This is a genomic window from Methanobacterium aggregans (assembly GCF_017874455.1).
In the GTDB taxonomy this organism is placed as follows: Archaea; Methanobacteriota; Methanobacteria; order Methanobacteriales; family Methanobacteriaceae; genus Methanobacterium_C; species Methanobacterium_C aggregans.
In genome coordinates this window covers 82,362-101,497 of the sequence record NZ_JAGGLN010000005.1, presented here as the reverse complement: position 1 = coordinate 101,497, position 19,136 = coordinate 82,362, and the positions used below count along the sequence as shown (strand labels likewise).

The following is a 19,136-nucleotide window of genomic DNA, read 5'->3' as shown; positions in this document are numbered from 1 at the left end:
TTTTGAGTTAAATCTTTTGATAGAATGAGGGGATCCATTTAAACTCATGGGATCATAACAAAGAAATTAAAGCAGATGTGGTAGAATGTATGGGGATGTTGAAAGGATAAAGAAGGATATTGAGTTATTTGCAAAAAATATAAAAGAATTAGAATCCATAGAAATTCATGGAAATGAGGAAAGGATCATTGAAATGGCACGAAGCTACTGCCAGGATACAAGTTACTACCTTGAAAAAAAGGATCAAATGACTGCATTTGGGTGTATAACCTATGCACATGGACTTCTTGATGCTGTGCGCATACTTCATGACCTCATATGAATTCTCAGTGGATTCAAAACCTATAGTTATGTATAAATATTGTGTATGAATATTTTTTAAACACACTGAAACATCGTGTTGAAGTAAAAACTGATTGAGTAAAATTACTTAAGATGGAATTATTCCCTGATTATTTGGATTAAAACGTTACTGGGGATAAAATGAAAAAACTATTTAAAAAAGAGTCAGAAGTTGAAAAACATTCAAAAGAACATGTTGAACTTGTTTATGAATGTGTTCAGGGGCTCAAAAAGCTCATGGAATTTTTTTACAGTAATGATTTCGATTCTTTGGATGGGGAAGTTGAAAAAATATCCCAGCTCGAGCATTCAGCTGACATAATCCGGAGAAATATGGAAATTGAATTTTATGACGGTGCATTCCTACCCTTCGACAGGGAAGATAGGATAATTCTTGCAGAACTTGTTGATGGTGTTGCAGACATAACACAGGAAGCAGCATATGGAATAGGCCTCAGCAGAATCCAGTTCCCTGAGAAATTCCAGGAAGACTTCATGGAAATAACACAGGGAGTCCTGAATTCTGTGGCTATTCTGAAGGATTGCATAGAGCTTCTTGATGTGGATCTGCGAGCCACAATATTGAAGGCCCATGAACTGGAGGAAATGGAAGATGCAGTTGACAGGATTGAGAGAAGAATCCTCAGAAAACTCTACGATTCTTACAGAAACAAGGAATTTGGTATCTTAACACTTCTCGAACTTAAAAGTGCTGTATTGCGCCTTGGAAATGTAGTTGACAGGGCAGAAGATGCATCAGACCGTGTTTTAATCATCGTGGCTAAAAGAAAAGGATGAAACATGGATTTTGAAGAAAAAATCCCAGAAGCAGTGCACGATTTAAGGTATCTATTAGACAGGGGTTACAGAAAGAAGGGGGCTCTGAAATTCGTTTCAGACAGATATCTTCTTAACATCCATGAGAGAAATTACTTGGCAAGAAAAGTTTTTTCCAGGGAAGTATCCCTATTAAGACGAAAAAAAATCATTGACATATCTCGTGTGAAGGATGAAACTGTTTTTGTGGATGGATACAACGTTTTAATAACAGTTGAAAGCATATGCACAGGTTACCCCTCCCTTGTAAGTTGTGATGATGGATTTTTAAGGGATGTTAATGCTGTTTTTGGAAAGTACAGGATCAACGATACAACAAAAACTGCTTTAACCCAGATTATTCTCCTTTTAAAGTGTTACAAACCTTACTTTGTGAAATTTTTATACGACAGCCCTGTAAGCCAGAGTGGAGAACTTTCAAAGCTTACAAGAAATATTTTAAAGGCCAATAATGTTTCTGGAGATGCAGTAACATCTAAAAATGTTGATTCTGAACTTGTAACGTTATCTGAAGATACTGGAGGCATTGTTGCAACCAGTGACAGTGCAGTTATTGATAAAATCCAAAGGGTGGTTGATATACCCTGTGAAATCTTGAGAAAAGTTAGATAAACTTGATTTAGATAAAAAATTGAATTTTAAGAAAATACATTAATATATTATAAAATTGGAATAACATTTCTATTAATTTCTATTTTTCATTAAATTATTTCAATTACATTTATTTTTTAAATCCTTTAAAAATTAAAATGGTTTTTTAAGTGATTTTGAGTTTAAAATAATTCAATTAAATTGAGAAATATAAAAAAACGCAGCTTTAAAAAAAGAAATTAATAATGAAAAATTTAGAAAGAAGATTTAACTTCTAAATTTTTGAATTCTAAATTATTCCATCTTTTCAAATCTTTCTTCTAATTTTTCAAGCACACCCGGAAGACTGGTGTATTCCATTTCATCTGCTGGTAATCGGTGTGGTTCGAATGGACCGTGCCTTCTCATGTATTCAGCAACTTCAGATGCTAGGTTTCTTGACCTGTCAAATGCAGGATCATCAAACATGTCCACTGGTCCAATGAGTTGTGCATCGGATACCTGGAATCCTAGGCTTGTAACCCTTGGTGGTCCGTCGAATCTCACTGGGCGAGCATCTGCCCATGAAACTGGCATCAACGGTCCATTGTGTGAACCTCGCATCCATCCACTAACCAGGTGTGGGAATGCAAATGGTTCAACTACTTCTCCTGCTGCTGGGAAACCAGACTGTGACCTTACTATTGCAACTGGGTCGTCTTTTCCTATGTACTGACCTGCCATTAGGTTAAGTCTTTCTGTGCTTATGGATGCAGCTATTTCGTTGTCGCTTCTCCTTGTAACGTGTTTTATAACGTACCTTCCAGTTGAGCCTATGAGGGCTAGGAGGTCGTACATTTCATCTGGACATGCCATTTTAACTTTTCTGTGTTCTATAACATCAAAAACTTCAAATTCGTATCCTTTGTGGAGTGATGGGTCTATTACGAGTCCTGCTGTGTTGAATGGGTCTGCGAACATTCTAAATATAGGGAGGTTGAATGCTCCAGGTTCTGTTTTATCACAGCAGAATACAAACACAGGGTCGGATGGTCTTTCTTTGAACTCCATCTCAGCACATCCTGGGCCCATTCCTTTGATGTTACCGGAGAAGGTGTCGGATAGAAGGTCCTGACCTGCACCGTAGAGTTTCATGCTTTTTGCAACTTTTGTTGCTTCCATGAATGCGTTGAATGCAAGTTCATGTACTTCTTCGTTTTCTTCACCGTTTGTGTGGGTCATGATAAGGTCTATGTCGTCACCACAGTTGGTTATATAATAATCCACAAGAAGTTCTTCTTCCTTTGCTTTTGCCAGTAATGAGTCGCATTTCTGTTTCAGTGCTTCATGAGTCACTGCATGTCCTGCAACACTACCAACATCTGCTTTTATTACACTAATCGTTGTTTTCATTTTTGGTACCTCCAAAAAAATCATAAAATTCTTTTAAGCAGCATTTAGACCACTGATCATCGTGTTTTAGGTAATGAAAAATCATTAATAAATTTTAAGTTCAATGACCTAAAAGCAGTTAAATCTACTTATATCAAGTTTACTTATGGAAGAACTTATGATTTGGCAGCCATATAAAATTTACTATACATCCAACTTTACAGCAATGTATAACGAAATAGATATTCGGCTATCTGCAATTACAAATCTTTCCACATTGTCCCTATGATCTGTGTATTAAAAAAATTATCCCAATTTGAACTCATTGCTTGGGAATTTCTAAGAAAAATTATTTGGATATAAATTCTTTTAAATAGTATAAATAGGTTAAAAAGGATTGGTTAATGAAAATAGTATACAAAAGTGTGTTATATTAGCAAATAAATGTTTTTTTTTAATGATTAAAGTATTTCAAATATCTTTTTAACACGATCCGCCATCTCCATGGTTGAGGCACTGCCCCCTAGATCCGGTGTGACAACCTTACCTTCCCTCAAAACATCAGTTAATGCTTTTTCAAGTTTCTGGGCTTCTTCAGTTTCCCCAAGGTAGTCCAACATCATGCACGTTGAAAGTATCATGGCTGAAGGGTTTGCAATTTCCTTTCCAGCGATATCTGGAGCTGAACCATGCACAGGTTCAAATAATCCATTATTATCCCCAATATTTGCTGATGGAATTAGTCCTAATCCTCCTACAAGTCCAGCCCCTTCATCTGAGAGTATGTCACCAAAAAGGTTGGTTGTGACCATGACATCAAAGCTGTGAGGTCTGGTTATGAGGTACATGGCTGTTGCATCCACGTAAAAATCTTCAGATTTTATATCATTGTAACCTCGAGCAACATCATAGAAAATATCCCTGAAAATTCCATCTGTCTTTTTAAGTACGTTGGCCTTGTGCACCGCAGTGACCTTATTTCTCATGTTTTTCCGGGCATATTCAAATGCAAATCTGCATATCCTCTCAGAAGCCATTCTAGTTACAACACGTAGGGCATCTGCACCATCTTCTGTGTACTCTTCAACTCCAGAGTATAGCCCCTCTGTATTCTCCCTTACTATAACAAAATCAAGGCCTTTAAAAAGATAAGGAGTTCCTTCATATGATTTAACAGGTCTTAAATTCACGTAAAGATCCAGTTCCTTTCTTAAGGTTATTATTCCACTTTTTTGTCCAGGTACGGTGGTAACAGCACCGAATAAAGTTGCATCTGACTTTTTTGAGGTGGAAATTGTTTCTTGGGGTATGGTGCTCCCAGTTCTTTTGAAACATTCGTTGCCGGCATTGGCAGTTTCATAGTCAAAATCAATTTCTGAGGCATCTAATATATGGAGTGCTGCTTCCATAACTTCAGGCCCTATTCCATCTCCAGGTATAACAGTTAATTTATACATAAAATCACTTTTTATTTGAATATAACTTAATAAATATTGTTGATTGGTCTAAGAGGTATATTGGACTCATCTTCAACAGATAATCCTTGACGAGTCTTAAATGTATTTCATAGTTAGGGTTATATTCTTTTTATATAACCTTCTTTATTTATTGATTTAAGTTTTTATGATTTTATTGGTTTTAATATGGAAACAAATGGTTTAAATTGGAATTGCAGAATCTTGATTTAAAAAATGGAATTAAGATTGGATTCCTTTCAATTCAACTTTAGGTTATGGAAAACTTTATTTGAAAAGAAAAAGAAAGAATAACAAAATGTAATTAAATGTGTTTTTCATTACCTTACCTAATTAACATTTCATATAGTTTTAGTTTGTTGAAATTTAGGAATGGATTTACTGGCATGGAAATATTTAAGGCTTTAAGGTGGTACGAATGGAACGGGAAAGCAACATTAAAAGGCTTATAGATACCTTAAAAGATGAGGATGAACTGGTTCAAACACAAGCTATGGAACTTCTTGAAGAGGTTGGTGAACCTGCCGTGGATCAGCTCATAAATGCCCTTGATAATGAAGATAAAAATGTCCGTAAGGGTGCAGCACGAGTTCTTGGAATCATCAAAAATAAACGAGCCATAAAACCGATTATACAGAGTTTGAATGATCCAAATAAGTGGGTTAGAAGAGAAGCCTCAGGAGCCCTTGGTAATATGGGTGATCCTGCAGTTGAACCCCTGATAAAAGTCTTAAATGACGCAGATTGGCGTGTTCGAGGAGGAGCAGCATGGGCTTTAGGCAAAATAGGAAACAAAAAGGCCGTGGATCCCCTGATAAAATCTTTGAATGATGAAAGCGGTTTTGTGCGGGGAGGAGCAGCTTGGGGCTTGAGTAAAATTGGAGATGCAAAAGCAGAGGAACCTCTTAAAGAGGCCTTAAATGATAAAAGTAGTTTTGTAAGAAGGATAGCTGAGAATTATCTGAAAAAAGTTTAATCCAAACCACATTCATATGTTGAACCAATTTTAAAGGTTGAATCAATTTAACATATGCGTAAAGGAACTATTTTATTTAATTACCATTTTTTTTTAAGAATCTTTTTTTTACGGTGCAGATCATCAACCATATACGGATCAGAATTAATAGCATCTATGAATTAGATTTGATATGTAAATATTATTTGAGAAAGATTGATAAATTTAATCCAGTAAACACACGGAGGTGTTTAATTGAAAGTTAGTGTTATTGGTGCATCAGGAAAAGTTGGTAAGACTGCTGCATTCTGTTTGGCCGAAGAAAATCTCGTGGATGAGATTGTACTCATAGCAAGAGAAAAAAGTATCGATAAGGTGGAAGGTGAAGCTCTTGATATGTACGACGCCCTTGCTGCAAAAGATGTTAACGTTTCAATAACCCCATCATGCGATCTGAAAGATATAAAGGATTCAGATGTTGTTGTACTCAGTGCTGGAATTCCAAGAAGGACAGGCATGAACAGAATGGATGTTGCTGTTCCAAATGCAAAGATAGTTGCAGAATACTCCCGTGGAGTTGCAAGATATGCTCCAGACTCCGTGCTCCTTGTTGTAACAAATCCTGTTGATGTCATGACTTACATAGCCTTTAAGGCATCGGGTTTTGATAAAAACAAAGTTTTTGGTCTGGGTAATCATCTTGATTCCTTGAGGCTCAAAAATCAGATAGCAAAGCATTTCAACATCCACGTGAGTGAGATCCACACAAGGGTTGTTGGTGAACATGGAAACCACATGGTTCCACTTATAAGTTCAACATCCATTGGAGGAATACTGCTTAAGTACTTCTCCAAGTACGATTCATTCGACATTGCAAGAACCATAGAGAAGGTAAAAAGCGCAGGAGAGTACGTTATAAGCAAAAAAGGTGCAACAGAATACGGACCAGCCTATGCAGTATCCAACATCGTTAACATAATCTTGAACGATGAAAAAAAGATATTAACAGTCAGCGCCTACCTCGAGGGCGAGATAGAGGGTGTTCCAGATGTGTGCCTAGGTGTTCCTGTTAAACTTGGAAAAGATGGCATTAGAAGAATAATACCCATAAAAATGAGCGAATATGAAAAGTTGGCATTTTTAGAGGCTGCTAAAGCTGTTAAAGAATCAACCAATGAAGTTCTGGAATGCCTGGACGAGGACTTTAAAATCCTTTAATTCCTTAATTTTCTTCTAAAAAAAATTTCATAACATTCCATGCTGATTTTTGGGAGATTCTATTTTTAAAAGGATATTAAAAAAAATGTGTAGAAGATTAGAAAGAAAATTAAATGGGCTGAATGATATTAATGATCTGAATTTTGAGGATCTGAACATCAATGCTCATTAACTTAAAAAGTTCATAATATTTTCTCAAATCAGACAATGCTCATACAACAGTATTGTTCTTATCGCTTGTGTCATTTGATCCTGTGTTTGTGTGTGTGGTATTTTTCTTAGTGGTTGTGGATGTTTTTGTGGTGTAACTGGTTTTATCATTAATATTATCTGAATATCCAGAGTCATTTGTTGTGTTGTTTGATATGTTGAGGCTTAAATTTCCTGTATTCTGGGACAAACCAAACATGTAGCTCACACCTGCAACCAAAATTATCACTATTGCTATTAAAGCAATCGTTGTTTTTTCCATAATGAATCCTCCTTTATCGGTATTATATACCGTGGAAAAAATAGGGTTAGCATCTATTAGTAATTTTATTTTTTATATTATCACCTATTTATCTATTCCCATTTTTTCGAATTTTAAAATATTGTGTTCATATGGGCTATATTAAACTATCGTAAAAATGGAAAACTGCAAAAAAAATCATGCTAAATATAGAGTTCCTAATATGTGGATCTTCAAACATGGACCCAAGATCTGCATCATGAACTGTACAGACTACCCCAGAAAAAAGTTTATATAATTGTTCAGTTATAATATAAACAAAAGTCTAAATTCTGAACATTGTACAAAAATTTTCAATTAAATCGAGTATGTTTCAGACATAGATCATTTTCCTGAATCTTTTCGGAAATTCCTTTCCTCTACATTTATATAATACGCTTTTCAAATATTATCAACCTAAAAAAATAACAGAGATACATAGAATAACCACACCGATGGAAGGCATTGAAATGATAACTATAGGAATTTTAGATTTACAGGGAGACGTTTCTGAACATTTTGAAATCACAAAACGAACTTTAGATAAAATGGGCGTTGAAGCCCGGGTCTTAAAAGTAAAGACAGCAACTGAAGTCTCAGAATGTAATGGAATAATTATCTCTGGAGGAGAAAGTACTGTTATCGGTAAACTGATGAAAGAAACAGGTATCATGGATGTAATAGTAAATCAAAAAATAGCTGTTATGGGAACCTGTGCTGGAATGGTGCTCCTATCTAAAGAAAGTGATTATGAACAGCCTTTACTCGGATTAATAGATATGAAAGTTAAACGAAATGGATTTGGCCGTCAAAAAGCTTCATTTGAGGATGAAATCGAAATATTTGGAGGTAAGTACAGAGGAGTGTTCATAAGAGCACCCTACGCCCTAAAAACAGGCGCTGATGTGGATGTACTTGCCAAACTCCATGGTAAGATAGTTGCAGTTGCATATGAACATCATGTTGCAACTTCGTTTCATCCAGAGCTCACAGACGATACAACAATTCATGAGTACTTCATAAAGGAGGTATTAAAGTGTGTGGAATAGCAGGAGTAGTTTTTAAAGATAAAAAGCTTCACCCTGTAGGGGATGCATTAACCAAAATGTTAGATGCCCTACAACACCGAGGACCAGATTCTGCAGGTTTCGCAATATACGGAGGTCTTGGTTTAGAAGAAAACGAGTACCTCTTAAACATTGAAGTTAAAGAGAAACCAGGTCTTCTTGAAGCTGTGAAAAGTACTGTGAACACAGTTACGCCCATAAAAAGTGAGGAAATAATTCCTTCAGTTGAAAATTACATTATATACCGGTGCAAAATTGCTCTTAAATCATTTGGAGCACTTAAGCCACTTATAATGGAAATAGACAAAATAGAAGATGTAATGGTTCTCAATGGAGCTCATTCATTTGAAATGATAAAAGATGTTGGCCTTGTTAAGGATATAGCTGCAAGGTATGACACATCATCCAAAATGGGAACCCATGGAATAGGTCACACCCGTTTTTCAACCGAAAGTATCGTGGACAGGTACCATGCACATCCATTCCAGAGTTACATCATACCAGATATCACAGTGGTCCACAACGGCCAGATAACCAATTACTGGAAGATAAGGGATCCTCTGGAGAGGAAAGGACACATATTTGAGACCAACAATGATACAGAATGTATAGTTCATTACATGGCAGACAAACTTTCAGAAGGTTACAAACTTGAAGAAGCCCTTGAACAGTCAGTTAAAGATATGGACGGACCTTTTTCATACATAGTTGGAACACCTAACGGTGTGGGAATAGCAAAGGATCAGCTTGGACTTAGACCAGGTGTTATGGCTGAAAATGATGATGTTTTTGCAATAGCATCAGAAGAAGTATCCCTTCGTGAAGTCATGGACACACACAACGTTGAACAGATAGCACCAGGAGAAACCAGGGCCTACACCATTTAATCTCTAAAAAAAGATACATTCAAATTAATAAAGTTTCAGGTGATTTTAATGAAGGAATTTGAAATTGATGTTAATCACAAAACACCTAGAGAAGTTAACCGGGCAATAAAGGAAGCTGCAACAGAATACGACAGAGTCACTGTTAAAAATCCTAATGCGATGCATTATCTGGCTGCAGGCCTTACAGAACCTGTTGAACTTGTTATAAATGGTTCTGCAGGTTACTTCGTGGGTACCATGATACATGGGGCAAAAATACACATAACTGAGAATGCAGGATGGTTCCCAGCCGACAACATGACTGATGGGGAAGTTATAGTTGATGGATCAGCCGGTGACGGGGTTGGACAGGGAATTTATGGCGGAACAGTTGTTGTAAGAAAGGATGTTGGTTCAAGGACTGGCGAGATAATGAAAAACGGCACCATCATTGTTGGAGGAAGTTCAGGTTTCATGAGCGGACTTTTCATGATGGGTGGCCGAATAGTTGTACTCGGAGATATCTCAGAGGATGCAGGTGAATCAATAATAAGAGGAGTTATCTACGTTCTTGGAAACATTAAAAGCCTCGGAAAAAATGCTAAAGTTAAGAAGGTAAACGAAGAGGATAAAAAGGAACTCAAAGAACTTTTAACCAAGTACGAATTTGACCTTGAAGATGAGAAGTACGATGATTTCAAGAAGATAGTTCCAAGAAGCAAAAGACCTTTCTATGGTAAAAAATCGGAGGAAGGATAATGACAGAAAACCAGAGTACTGCTAAAAGAGAAAGGGTTGCAATGGTTGGAACTCCATGTCAGATAATAGCTGCCAAAAAGATGGACAGCTTCCAGGAGTACCTTGGAGACTCACCCGTGGACCTTAAAATAGGACTCTTCTGCATGGAAAACTTCTCCTACAGCTACATGAAAAAGCTTCTTAAACAGCACGATGTGGATATGAAGGATGTTGTTGAATGCAGGGTTGAAAAAGGTTATGCCTGGTTCTTCCTGACAGAGGATCGTCTGGTGAAGATACCACTTGATGAGGCAAAAACCTGCAGCCGTAAAAGCTGCAACATCTGCATGGACTTCACATCAGAGCTTTCAGATGTATCCGTTGGATCAGTTGGATCAGAAGACGGCTGGTCAACAGTTGTGGTGAGAACAGATGAAGGATTAAAACTTCTTGAAAATGCTGAAAAGGACAAATACATCGAAACAAAGCCCATTACCGAATCTGGACTTAAACTGATTGAAAAACTTGCAAACAAAAAAAAGAAGGATAACAAAGAAGAAATAATGAAACGGGAAAAGGTTGCAAGGCCTGTTATCTACAGAAGACCAATTTCACGTGACGATTTTGAAGAAGAAGTCTCAAAGTGTCAGTTTTCAGACCTCAAATGTGATGTTATTGACATTGGTGCCTGCGTACTCTGTGGAGCATGCGAATATGTGTGTCCTGAGAACATCATATCCATAGATGACAGAAAACCACAGATCAAGGGAAAATGTCCTGAAGGATGCAACCTCTGCTACGTTGCATGTCCCAGAACCTACGTAACAGATGATTTACTGAACAAAGAGAATGATAAAAAGCCTCTAGGCGATTACATCAAAGTAGTGTCTGCAAAGGCCCCTATGATCAACGGTCAGGATGGTGGAGTTGCAACAGCACTCTTGAATTATGCATTATCCAAGAACGTTGTTGATGAAGTTATGGTGGTGGATAAGAGCCGTCTTGAACCATGGAAACCTGAGGCAAAACTTACGGGTAATGTTGCAGATGTACTCAAGGCATCAGGAACCAAGTATGCAGCATGTCCTGTTTTTAAATCACTAAAAGTTAAGGACGAATAAAGGAGGAGTTTTAATTGCCGTTTAAAGTTGAAAGAGACAAATATCTTTGCAGGAGGAACTTCGACCGCCCTGGCTGCTGCTGGTACATGTGCGACAACAGGGATGAGAAGCTCTGTCAGAACTGTTACTCCTGTTACAACAACTGTCCTCATGATGTTTATGAAATAATAGATGATGAACCATACCCAGTTCACCATGAAAACTGTGTTGGATGCAGGATATGTGAAGAGATGTGTCCAAACAATGCAATAGAAGTTAATGCAGTTCCAGAAGACCGCAGGAATGTCTGGTCACTTTCTGATCTCGTTGAGATCAACAGGAAGTCCAGCGAAGGATCATACAAGGTCCGTGGATGCGGAGCTACAAGGGTCATACCAACCTTCGATGACATTACAATCGTGCCTGCACAGGTTTCAAGGCCCCCAATAGACAAGTACAGGGAACCATGTAACACCCGTGTTGTGCTGGGTTCAAGGTACGCTGAAAACCCACTTATCATTGACACACCAATAATGATAGCTGCAATGTCCTTCGGAGCCCTGAGCAAAGAAGCCAAAATAGCCCTTGCAATGGGTGCAACACTTGCAGGAACAGCAACCAACACTGGTGAAGGTGGAATGCTACCTGAAGAGAGGAAATATGCGTCAAAACTCATAGCACAGTATGCTTCAGGACGTTTCGGTGTTTCAGCAGAGTACCTCAACAACTCTGAGGCCATTGAGATAAAGATTGGTCAGGGTGCAAAATCTGGTATGGGCGGACATCTGCTTGGTGAAAAGGTCACAGCAGATGTTTCACGTATAAGGATGATACCTGAGGGAACAGATGCACTGAGCCCAGCCCGTCATATGGACATAGTTGGACCAGAGGATCTGAGCATGAAGATATCCCAGCTTCGTGAGATAACAGACTGGAAGGTTCCAATAATGGTTAAATTCACATCTGGACGTGTCAGTGACGATGTTAAAATTGCAGCAAAGGCTGGTGCCGACATAATTGTTGTGGACGGTATGCAGGGAGGAACAGGAGCTGGACCTGACGTTGTAACGGAACACTCTGGTGTGCCAACCATAGCAGCCATAGTTGAGGCAGATGAAGCCCTTAAACAGGTTAACCTGCGTAAAGAAGTTAGTTTGGTTGCAGCCGGAGGTATAAGAAACGGTGCAGATGTTGCAAAAGCCATAGCTCTTGGAGCAGATGCAGTTTACATTGGAACTGCTGCACTGGTTTCAATAGGCTGCAGAGTCTGCCAGACTTGTTACGCTGGAACCTGCAGAAAAGGAATTGCAACACAGAACCCACAGCTCAGACGCCGCCTTGATTACATGGAAGGTGGTAAAAGGGTTGCGCGTTACATAGAAGCCATGACTGAGGAAGCTGTAATGCTCACCCAACAGGCAGGTAACACAGACGTGAGCAAACTTGAAAAAGATGATCTAAGGGCTTTAACAGTTGAAGCTTCAGCTTATACGGGTGTTAAGCTTGCAGGTTTAGAATCCCCAATCAAGTACTGATGAGGGATCTTCAAACCTTTTTTTAACTCTTTTTTTAGAATATTTTTTTTAAACAATTATTATTAAAATACTCAACACTTCAGTTAATGATTCCCTTTTAATTCACATCTTATGGTCATAATATCCTCTTAAATTAAAATATTTGGATTAATTCATGATTAATTTTACATTTAACTTGATTTTAGTGATGTAAATATTATAATACTTGTTTTAATTGGTCCATTGGATTGTACCACAAACATTTATATAATAAATTGAAAAGAAATATTTCGGAAGTATGTTTCCTATATCCCATAACAAACGGATGCCTTTTTCCTACAGTACCCTTTCCTGTCTGTGGAGGTTAAGCCAGTTCAGAATTGAACCATAAGTTAAGGGAGTATAGTAAAACATCATATTTAGGAAACAATTGCTATTCAAGTCATTTATGCTCATTTAAATTCAGGTCTTGAAAGGCAGGATCAAATTAAGGTTAACATGAAATTAATGGAGGAAACATAATGATTCCAGGTATTAACTCTGGGGATACAGCTTGGATGCTGATATCCACAGCTCTTGTAATTTTAATGACTATACCCGGTGTGGCACTCTTTTATGGGGGCTTAACCCGGAGAGAAAACGTTTTAAACACTATATTTTTATCATTCGTCAGCTTCGCAATTGTAAGCGTTCTATGGTTCATCTACGGTTACGACCTTGCATTCGGCGCTGATGTATGGGGAGTTATGGGACAACTTGCAAATCCATTTTTCGGTGGAGTTTTAGAGGCAAACACCCTTTCAACCTATGCACCAACCATTCCAACAGGATTGTTTGCCATATTCCAGATGACATTTGCAGCCATCACCATAGCCCTGATATCAGGTGCTGTGGTTGAAAGGATGAAATTTTCAGCATGGCTCGCATTCATTCCAGTATGGTTAACACTCGTGTATTTACCTGTGGCCCACTGGATGTGGGGTGGGGGATGGTTAGCTCAGATGGGAGCTCTTGACTTTGCAGGAGGCATAGTTGTACATGTAAACTGCGGTATGGCCGCATTAGCCCTAGTATTACTACTAGGAGCACGTAAAAATTCCAGGCTTCTACCTCACCACCTTGGATACTCCATCATAGGTACAGGACTTCTATGGTTCGGCTGGTTCGGATTCAACGCAGGCTCAGCCCTTGGAGCAAGTAACCTTGCAGTATCAGCCATGATAGTCACCAATGCTTCAGCAGCAGTTGGAATGCTTGCATGGATGCTTATGGACAAGGTTAAAACAGGAAAACCAACACTTCTTGGTGCTCTTTCTGGTGCAATAGCAGGTCTTGCAGCAATAACACCTGCAGCAGGATACGTTAACTTCACTTCAGCCATGGTAATAGGTTTCGTGGCTGCAGTATGCGGATACTACGCTGTTTCATACATAAAACCCCGCCTAGGCTACGATGATGCTCTGGATGTATTTGGTATACACGGAATATCCGGTATAATTGGAAGTATTGGAGTGGGAATCTTCGCAAGCCCCCTGATAAACAGCATAACCACAGGAGGATTGTTGTTCGGCCAGGTACATTTACTTGGTGTTCAGCTCCTTGCAATTGTATCTGTAGGTATCTACGCATTCTTGATGACCCTCCTCATTGGCAAGATCATTGACAAAACCATTGGTCTCAGGGTTGATGAAGAACATGAGGTTCAGGGACTGGACATTAATCTACACGAGGAATCCGGTTACAGACTGTCATAAATACGTATAAATGGCACGTATCCAATAATGGAATATTAAGAGAAAGATTCTGAGGTGGTATCAATGAAAAAAATAGTCACAATCATAAGGCCCGACAAACTGGAAGATGTAAAACAGGCCCTTGAAGAAATAGGATGCCATGGTATGACAGTCAAAGAAGTGAAAGGAAGAGGAATACAACTGGGCATAACAGAGAGTTACAGAGGAAGAGATTACAAAGTTGACCTCCTACCAAAAACAGAGATTGAAATCGTTGCAAAGGATGAGGATGTTGAAGCTATAACCAATAAAATAGTGGAAACCGCAAGAACAGGTGATATTGGAGACGGTAAAATATTCATATCCCCTGTTGATGAGGTCATAAGGATCAGAACAGGCGAAAGGGGAGATAAAGCAATTTAATATCTTTCAATTTCTTATTTTTATTCAAAAAGGTAATTTACTATTTTTTAGACCATTTTTTTGAATCATATCCTTCTAATCATGGAAATTCTAATTTTTATGAAGTTTTAAATTATTTAAAATATGTTCATTTATTTTTAATATATCCTCCATAAAATGAACATTCACCTAATAAATACTAAATTTTTGAATATTTTTCATCCGCATCCCAAGGGTACTGAAAAAAATATAACACATTGAGGATATAGATATATAAAGTCACAATTCCATTTTCTGATAATCACAAACTATATATAAGAGAAGATATAACCTCTATATGTCGGAAGTATGTTTCCTACCTCCGATTCATGTTGACCACCAAACATGAGGGGTGAAAACCATCATGAAGTCTTAAATTGAATATGCTGGTTTAAATACCAAAATAGATGTTTAAATTGTTCTAAAAGGACATCTGAGACATATCAAATGTATAAAATAAAAAAACTGATTTAAAAACAAAAAAAACTAAAAAAAGACAATTAATCAGACAAATACAATAATCATAATGATAGGAGGAATTACTTATGGATCCAGTTCTTAACTCTGGTGACACCGCGTGGATGTTAGTGTCAACTGCACTGGTCATGTTAATGACAGTTCCTGGTGTGGCATTGTTCTACGGTGGTATGGTCAAAAAGGAAAATGTATTAAATACAATATTTTTATCACTCATAGCGTTCTCAATAACAAGTGTTATATGGGTTGTGTACGGTTATCCTGTTGCATTCGGTACAGATATAATGGGAATAATTGGTAATCCTGCCAATTTGTTGATGAACGGTATAAGTGTGGATGCACTGGCACCTCTGGCACCAACCATACCTTTACTGGTATACGTTGCCTTCCAGATGACCTTTGCAGCAATAACAGTTGCACTGATTGCAGGTGCAGTTGTTGGTAGAATGAAATTTTCAGCATGGCTCGCATTTGTGCCACTCTGGATCACCCTTGTTTACGTGCCTATAGCCCACTGGGTATGGGGTGGAGGATTTTTAGCTCAGCTCGGTGCACTTGACTTTGCAGGAGGTACAGTTGTTCACCTCAACTGTGGTATAGCAGCCCTTGCATTGATTCTCCTCTTAGGTAAAAGGAAAGACACAAGACTCTTACCTCACCAGCTCGGATACTCAGTACTGGGTGCAGCATTACTGTGGTTCGGTTGGTTCGGATTCAACGCAGGTTCAGCCCTTACAGCTGGAGGCCTTGCAGGTTCAGCATTTATTGTAACCAACACAGCAGCAGCAGCAGCCATGATCTCATGGATGATGATGGATGTAATCAAAACTGGTAAACCAACCTTACTCGGTGCAATATCAGGTGCAATTGCAGGACTCGTTGTTATAACCCCTGCAGCAGGTTTCGTAACAGTACCAGCATCAATAATTATGGGTTTCGCAACCTCAATCGTATCATACCTTGCAGTTGCATACCTCAAACCAAAATTCGGATACGACGATGCATTAGATGTTTTCGGTATACATGGTATCTCAGGTGCATTTGGAGCAGTATGTACAGGTATATTCGCAGCTCCATTCGTGAACTCACTGGGTACAGGTGCCCTCTACGGAAACCCAGGACAGATAGTGACTCAGATTGTAGCAATTGCAGTAGTTGCAGCCTACTGTTTCGTTATGACCCTTATAATAGGTTACGCAATCAAGAAAACAATAGGACTCAGGGTTGATGAGAAAGAAGAAATCGAAGGACTTGACACCAACCTGCATGAGGAATCAGGTTACAGGGTATAAATGGAGGTATGGTACCTATGAAAGAAATAACAGCAATAATACGACCGGACAGGTTAGAAATTGTGAAAGCAGCCCTTGAAGAAATTCACTGCCATGGAATGACCGTTGCAGAGGTAAAGGGTAGGGGAAGACAGTTAGGTGTGACTGAAAGTTACAGGGGAAGTGATTACAGGATAGACCTTCTTCCAAAAACCAGGCTGGAGATCATAGTAAGCAATGAAGATGTTGACAAGGTCGTTGACACCATCGTGAAAACAGCCCAGACAGGGGACATTGGAGACGGTAAGATATTCATATCCCCTGTTGAAAATGTTGTGAGAATCAGAACAGGAGAAAGTGGGGACAAAGCAGTTTAACTGCCCCCATTCACTTCTTTAAAATGGTTCGGGTCCAATTGGAGGCGGTTGAGATCTTTGATCATTTCAAAGAAAGTTAAATTTACCCTCTTTATTTTTTTTATTTTTTATTTTTTTTGAATGGATTGTTTTGAATAACTTAATATGTTAACAAACGAACTTAAAGGATCATGAATTTCATTTATTCACAAAATGTGAATATTGATACACAAAAAGTAAAATTTAAATGATGGTGGAACAATAGGGTAAAGTGAAAAGGAAGAGAGACAAAGAAAACAGTAGAAGGCATGTAGGAATAGAAAAGGGATGATAAAAAATGGATGTTAAAAGAATTGCCCTTATTGGGGGCGCGGGTTCAGGGAAAACAACAGCCCTGGAAAATTTTTGTCAGAGCATGATGCAGAAAGGAAAAAGGGAACAAGGAACAGCATTTATAAACGGGCAGAAAATATGCTGTTGGAGTTCATCCTACCCAAAAACATTCACACAACTTCCAGTGAATATGGATGGGGCACTGGTCTTCTTAGATAGTACAAAAGGCGTAACTGAAGACGATACAAAGTTGATGAACTATCTGGAAAAAAGAAACATCCCCCACGTGATCCTGGCAAACAAACAGGATTTAACAAACAGAAAATTAGAGGTTCATTCCCATGCTCCTACAGTACCAACAGTTGCCATGAAAACCGCGTGTATGGTTGGTGCAGTTGAAACACTCTTGAAAATAATATCACCCTACCAGTACCATCAGAACAAATGTGCACTGGAAGTTGTAACCATCAAATCGTCTGTAAATTAACCACTGAAAAAATTAATCATTAAAAATTGACATGTATTGCCAGGATAAATGATGAAGAAAGAGAGGGCTCATGTACAAAAAGATAATGCAGAATATGTACCTTTTAAAGACTGGTAAACCTAGTTGCCAGTCCTATCTTCTTTTGAGTGATGAAATGAATGTTCTTGTGGATTCAGGAACAAAAAAACACTTCAACATTTTAAAGGAAGACATAGAGGAAATTGGAATAAAAGCAGATGATCTGAGCCTTGTTATAAACACCCATGAACATGCGGATCACTTCGGAGCCAACAAATTTCTACAGAAGAAAGTTCCAATCTTGACCCACAGGTACGCAGCAACCAAGATAGTTTCTGCAGACGACGAAGTACTGCTCTGCCGTGCCCACGGACACGACCCCAAGGGCTACCACGTCCACATGTGGTTAGAGAACATGAATGTTATAGACACTGGAAACTGGTTTTTGAAGATATTCCACACTCCCGGGCACACATCAGGATCCCTATGTATCTACGAACCCAGAAGAAGATTTTTAATCTCAGGAGACACAGTTTTCGCCCAGGGAACAATATCCGATATATCAAGCTCTGGAAGCTATGGGGAGTACATAAATTCCCTTGCCAGGCTTAACACCATGAAGATCAATCTTCTGCTTCCAGGACATGGAAACATTTCAAGAAACGTTGAGGAAGACATTGAAAATGCCATAAAAAATGCAAACATAAATCATGAAAAGTTCCTAAAGGATAAAAACAGAAATTTAACGTGCTAAAAGTTAAGAAAAATGTTAAATTTTAGTATAAAAAAGAATTATAAATAAATAACAGATGTTTAATTTGAAAACAGAATTGGAAGACGTATTTTTTGATTTTAAGGCCCATATTCGTAGAAAGATTTATATACTTAAACTACCTTAAGTAATATCGGAAGTATGTTTCCTATTTCCTATAAGGGGTTTTAGATATGAATACAAAAAAAGTGATGGTGTTTGGAACACCAGGTTCAAGTAAAGGAGATGCACTGAAGAAGATATGCAGTAAACTGGTAGAAACTGTTTCAATGGAATATGGAACTGCAGTTATTGAAAATACCAAAATCCACTTCTTCAGTCCAGCAGAGGATGAAAAATTCAGATTCATGCAGGATGTTCTGTCCAAAAATCTGGATGGTGCCCTGATATTTCTGGACAGCTGCCAAAATATGACTGAAAATCAAATAAAAAGCATGAAATCTGTGATGGGTGAAGCGCCCTACGTGATATTCACCAACCATGAAAACAGTACTCCCACCAACCTTAGCACATCTGAAGGTGTTCCTGTGATATACACAGATGAAGATGTATCTTCAAGGGTGGATACAGGCATAAAAAAACTTTTAAACATGATGTCACAGCTAAATGGAGGAGCTGATTATCAAACACACTGCAAAACATGATTTTAAATAATTGAGAGGAATAAAAAGGTAGAATCACACT

The 19,136-nt window shown here is 38.2% G+C and carries 20 protein-coding genes; 17 read left to right on the top strand and 3 right to left on the bottom strand.

The genetic code is table 11. The annotated features are described in order from the left end of the window. Positions 1-85 precede the first annotated feature (85 nt). From J2756_RS08840 to J2756_RS08830, 3 genes are all read left to right on the top strand, one after another. On the top strand, positions 86-322 hold the full coding sequence (locus tag J2756_RS08840) for a DUF357 domain-containing protein (RefSeq protein ID WP_209584777.1): 237 nt from the start codon (positions 86-88) through the stop codon (positions 320-322). A 161-nt stretch (positions 323-483) separates the two neighbouring features. Continuing rightward, the gene (locus J2756_RS08835) at positions 484-1,140 is read left to right on the top strand and encodes a TIGR00153 family protein (protein ID WP_209584775.1); all 657 of its coding nucleotides are present in this window, start codon (positions 484-486) and stop codon (positions 1,138-1,140) included. A gap of 3 nt (positions 1,141-1,143) precedes the next feature. Continuing rightward, complete coding sequence (locus tag J2756_RS08830) at positions 1,144-1,791, top strand: DUF434 domain-containing protein (protein WP_209584773.1); 648 nt, start codon at positions 1,144-1,146, stop codon at positions 1,789-1,791. A 273-nt stretch (positions 1,792-2,064) separates the two neighbouring features. On the opposite strand, the gene fbp is transcribed toward J2756_RS08830, so the two are convergent. Continuing rightward, positions 2,065-3,162 (bottom strand): fructose-1,6-bisphosphate aldolase/phosphatase, encoded by a 1,098-nt coding sequence (gene fbp, locus J2756_RS08825; protein ID WP_209584770.1) that lies wholly within the window; start codon positions 3,160-3,162, stop codon positions 2,065-2,067. Between the two features lie 440 nt (positions 3,163-3,602). Beyond that, positions 3,603-4,598, bottom strand: a complete 996-nt coding sequence (gene aksF / locus J2756_RS08820; RefSeq protein ID WP_209584768.1) for a homoisocitrate dehydrogenase — start codon at positions 4,596-4,598, stop codon at positions 3,603-3,605. A 436-nt stretch (positions 4,599-5,034) separates the two neighbouring features. On the opposite strand from aksF, the gene J2756_RS08815 reads away from it, so the two are divergent. Further along, positions 5,035-5,592 (top strand): HEAT repeat domain-containing protein, encoded by a 558-nt coding sequence (locus tag J2756_RS08815; protein ID WP_209584766.1) that lies wholly within the window; start codon positions 5,035-5,037, stop codon positions 5,590-5,592. A 234-nt stretch (positions 5,593-5,826) separates the two neighbouring features. Next, positions 5,827-6,789: a malate dehydrogenase gene (locus J2756_RS08810; RefSeq protein WP_209584764.1), complete on the top strand. Its 963-nt coding sequence runs from the start codon at positions 5,827-5,829 to the stop codon at positions 6,787-6,789. A gap of 211 nt (positions 6,790-7,000) precedes the next feature. On the opposite strand, the gene J2756_RS08805 is transcribed toward J2756_RS08810, so the two are convergent. Then, the gene (locus J2756_RS08805) at positions 7,001-7,261 is read right to left on the bottom strand and encodes a hypothetical protein (RefSeq protein WP_209584762.1); all 261 of its coding nucleotides are present in this window, start codon (positions 7,259-7,261) and stop codon (positions 7,001-7,003) included. A gap of 488 nt (positions 7,262-7,749) precedes the next feature. Here J2756_RS08805 and pdxT point away from each other — a divergent pair, with 488 nt between their 5' ends. The 12 genes from pdxT to J2756_RS08745 all read left to right on the top strand — a co-directional run bounded on the left by pdxT (position 7,750) and on the right by J2756_RS08745 (position 19,096). Beyond that, positions 7,750-8,328: a pyridoxal 5'-phosphate synthase glutaminase subunit PdxT gene (gene pdxT / locus J2756_RS08800; RefSeq protein ID WP_209584760.1), complete on the top strand. Its 579-nt coding sequence runs from the start codon at positions 7,750-7,752 to the stop codon at positions 8,326-8,328. Next, on the top strand, positions 8,316-9,233 hold the full coding sequence (locus tag J2756_RS08795; RefSeq protein ID WP_209584759.1) for a glutamine amidotransferase: 918 nt from the start codon (positions 8,316-8,318) through the stop codon (positions 9,231-9,233). Before pdxT ends, J2756_RS08795 begins: the two co-directional genes overlap by 13 nt. A 48-nt stretch (positions 9,234-9,281) precedes the next feature. Next, positions 9,282-9,971 carry a GltB/FmdC/FwdC-like GXGXG domain-containing protein gene (locus J2756_RS08790; protein WP_209584757.1) on the top strand — a complete coding sequence of 230 codons (690 nt, stop codon included), beginning with the start codon at positions 9,282-9,284 and terminating at the stop codon, positions 9,969-9,971. Next, positions 9,971-11,071, top strand: a complete 1,101-nt coding sequence (locus tag J2756_RS08785) for a Coenzyme F420 hydrogenase/dehydrogenase, beta subunit C-terminal domain (RefSeq protein ID WP_209584756.1) — start codon at positions 9,971-9,973, stop codon at positions 11,069-11,071. The genes J2756_RS08790 and J2756_RS08785 overlap by 1 nt, the downstream gene beginning before the upstream one ends. Positions 11,072-11,085: 14 nt before the next feature. Next, the gene (locus J2756_RS08780; protein ID WP_209584754.1) at positions 11,086-12,585 is read left to right on the top strand and encodes a glutamate synthase-related protein; all 1,500 of its coding nucleotides are present in this window, start codon (positions 11,086-11,088) and stop codon (positions 12,583-12,585) included. Positions 12,586-13,085: 500 nt separating this feature from the next. Continuing rightward, positions 13,086-14,318, top strand: coding sequence for an ammonium transporter (locus J2756_RS08775; RefSeq protein ID WP_209584752.1), 1,233 nt, complete (start codon positions 13,086-13,088; stop codon positions 14,316-14,318). Between the two features lie 63 nt (positions 14,319-14,381). Next, positions 14,382-14,720 carry a P-II family nitrogen regulator gene (locus J2756_RS08770; RefSeq protein ID WP_209584750.1) on the top strand — a complete coding sequence of 113 codons (339 nt, stop codon included), beginning with the start codon at positions 14,382-14,384 and terminating at the stop codon, positions 14,718-14,720. A 563-nt stretch (positions 14,721-15,283) separates the two neighbouring features. After that, positions 15,284-16,507 (top strand): ammonium transporter, encoded by a 1,224-nt coding sequence (locus J2756_RS08765; RefSeq protein WP_209584748.1) that lies wholly within the window; start codon positions 15,284-15,286, stop codon positions 16,505-16,507. Positions 16,508-16,524: 17 nt separating this feature from the next. Next, positions 16,525-16,863: a P-II family nitrogen regulator gene (locus J2756_RS08760; protein WP_209584747.1), complete on the top strand. Its 339-nt coding sequence runs from the start codon at positions 16,525-16,527 to the stop codon at positions 16,861-16,863. A 316-nt stretch (positions 16,864-17,179) separates the two neighbouring features. Next, positions 17,180-17,662, top strand: a complete 483-nt coding sequence (locus J2756_RS08755) for a GTPase domain-containing protein (protein WP_209584745.1) — start codon at positions 17,180-17,182, stop codon at positions 17,660-17,662. A 70-nt stretch (positions 17,663-17,732) separates the two neighbouring features. Beyond that, on the top strand, positions 17,733-18,434 hold the full coding sequence (locus tag J2756_RS08750; RefSeq protein WP_209584743.1) for an MBL fold metallo-hydrolase: 702 nt from the start codon (positions 17,733-17,735) through the stop codon (positions 18,432-18,434). Positions 18,435-18,625: 191 nt separating this feature from the next. After that, the gene (locus J2756_RS08745) at positions 18,626-19,096 is read left to right on the top strand and encodes a PhoH family protein (protein ID WP_209584740.1); all 471 of its coding nucleotides are present in this window, start codon (positions 18,626-18,628) and stop codon (positions 19,094-19,096) included. Positions 19,097-19,136 lie beyond the last annotated feature (40 nt).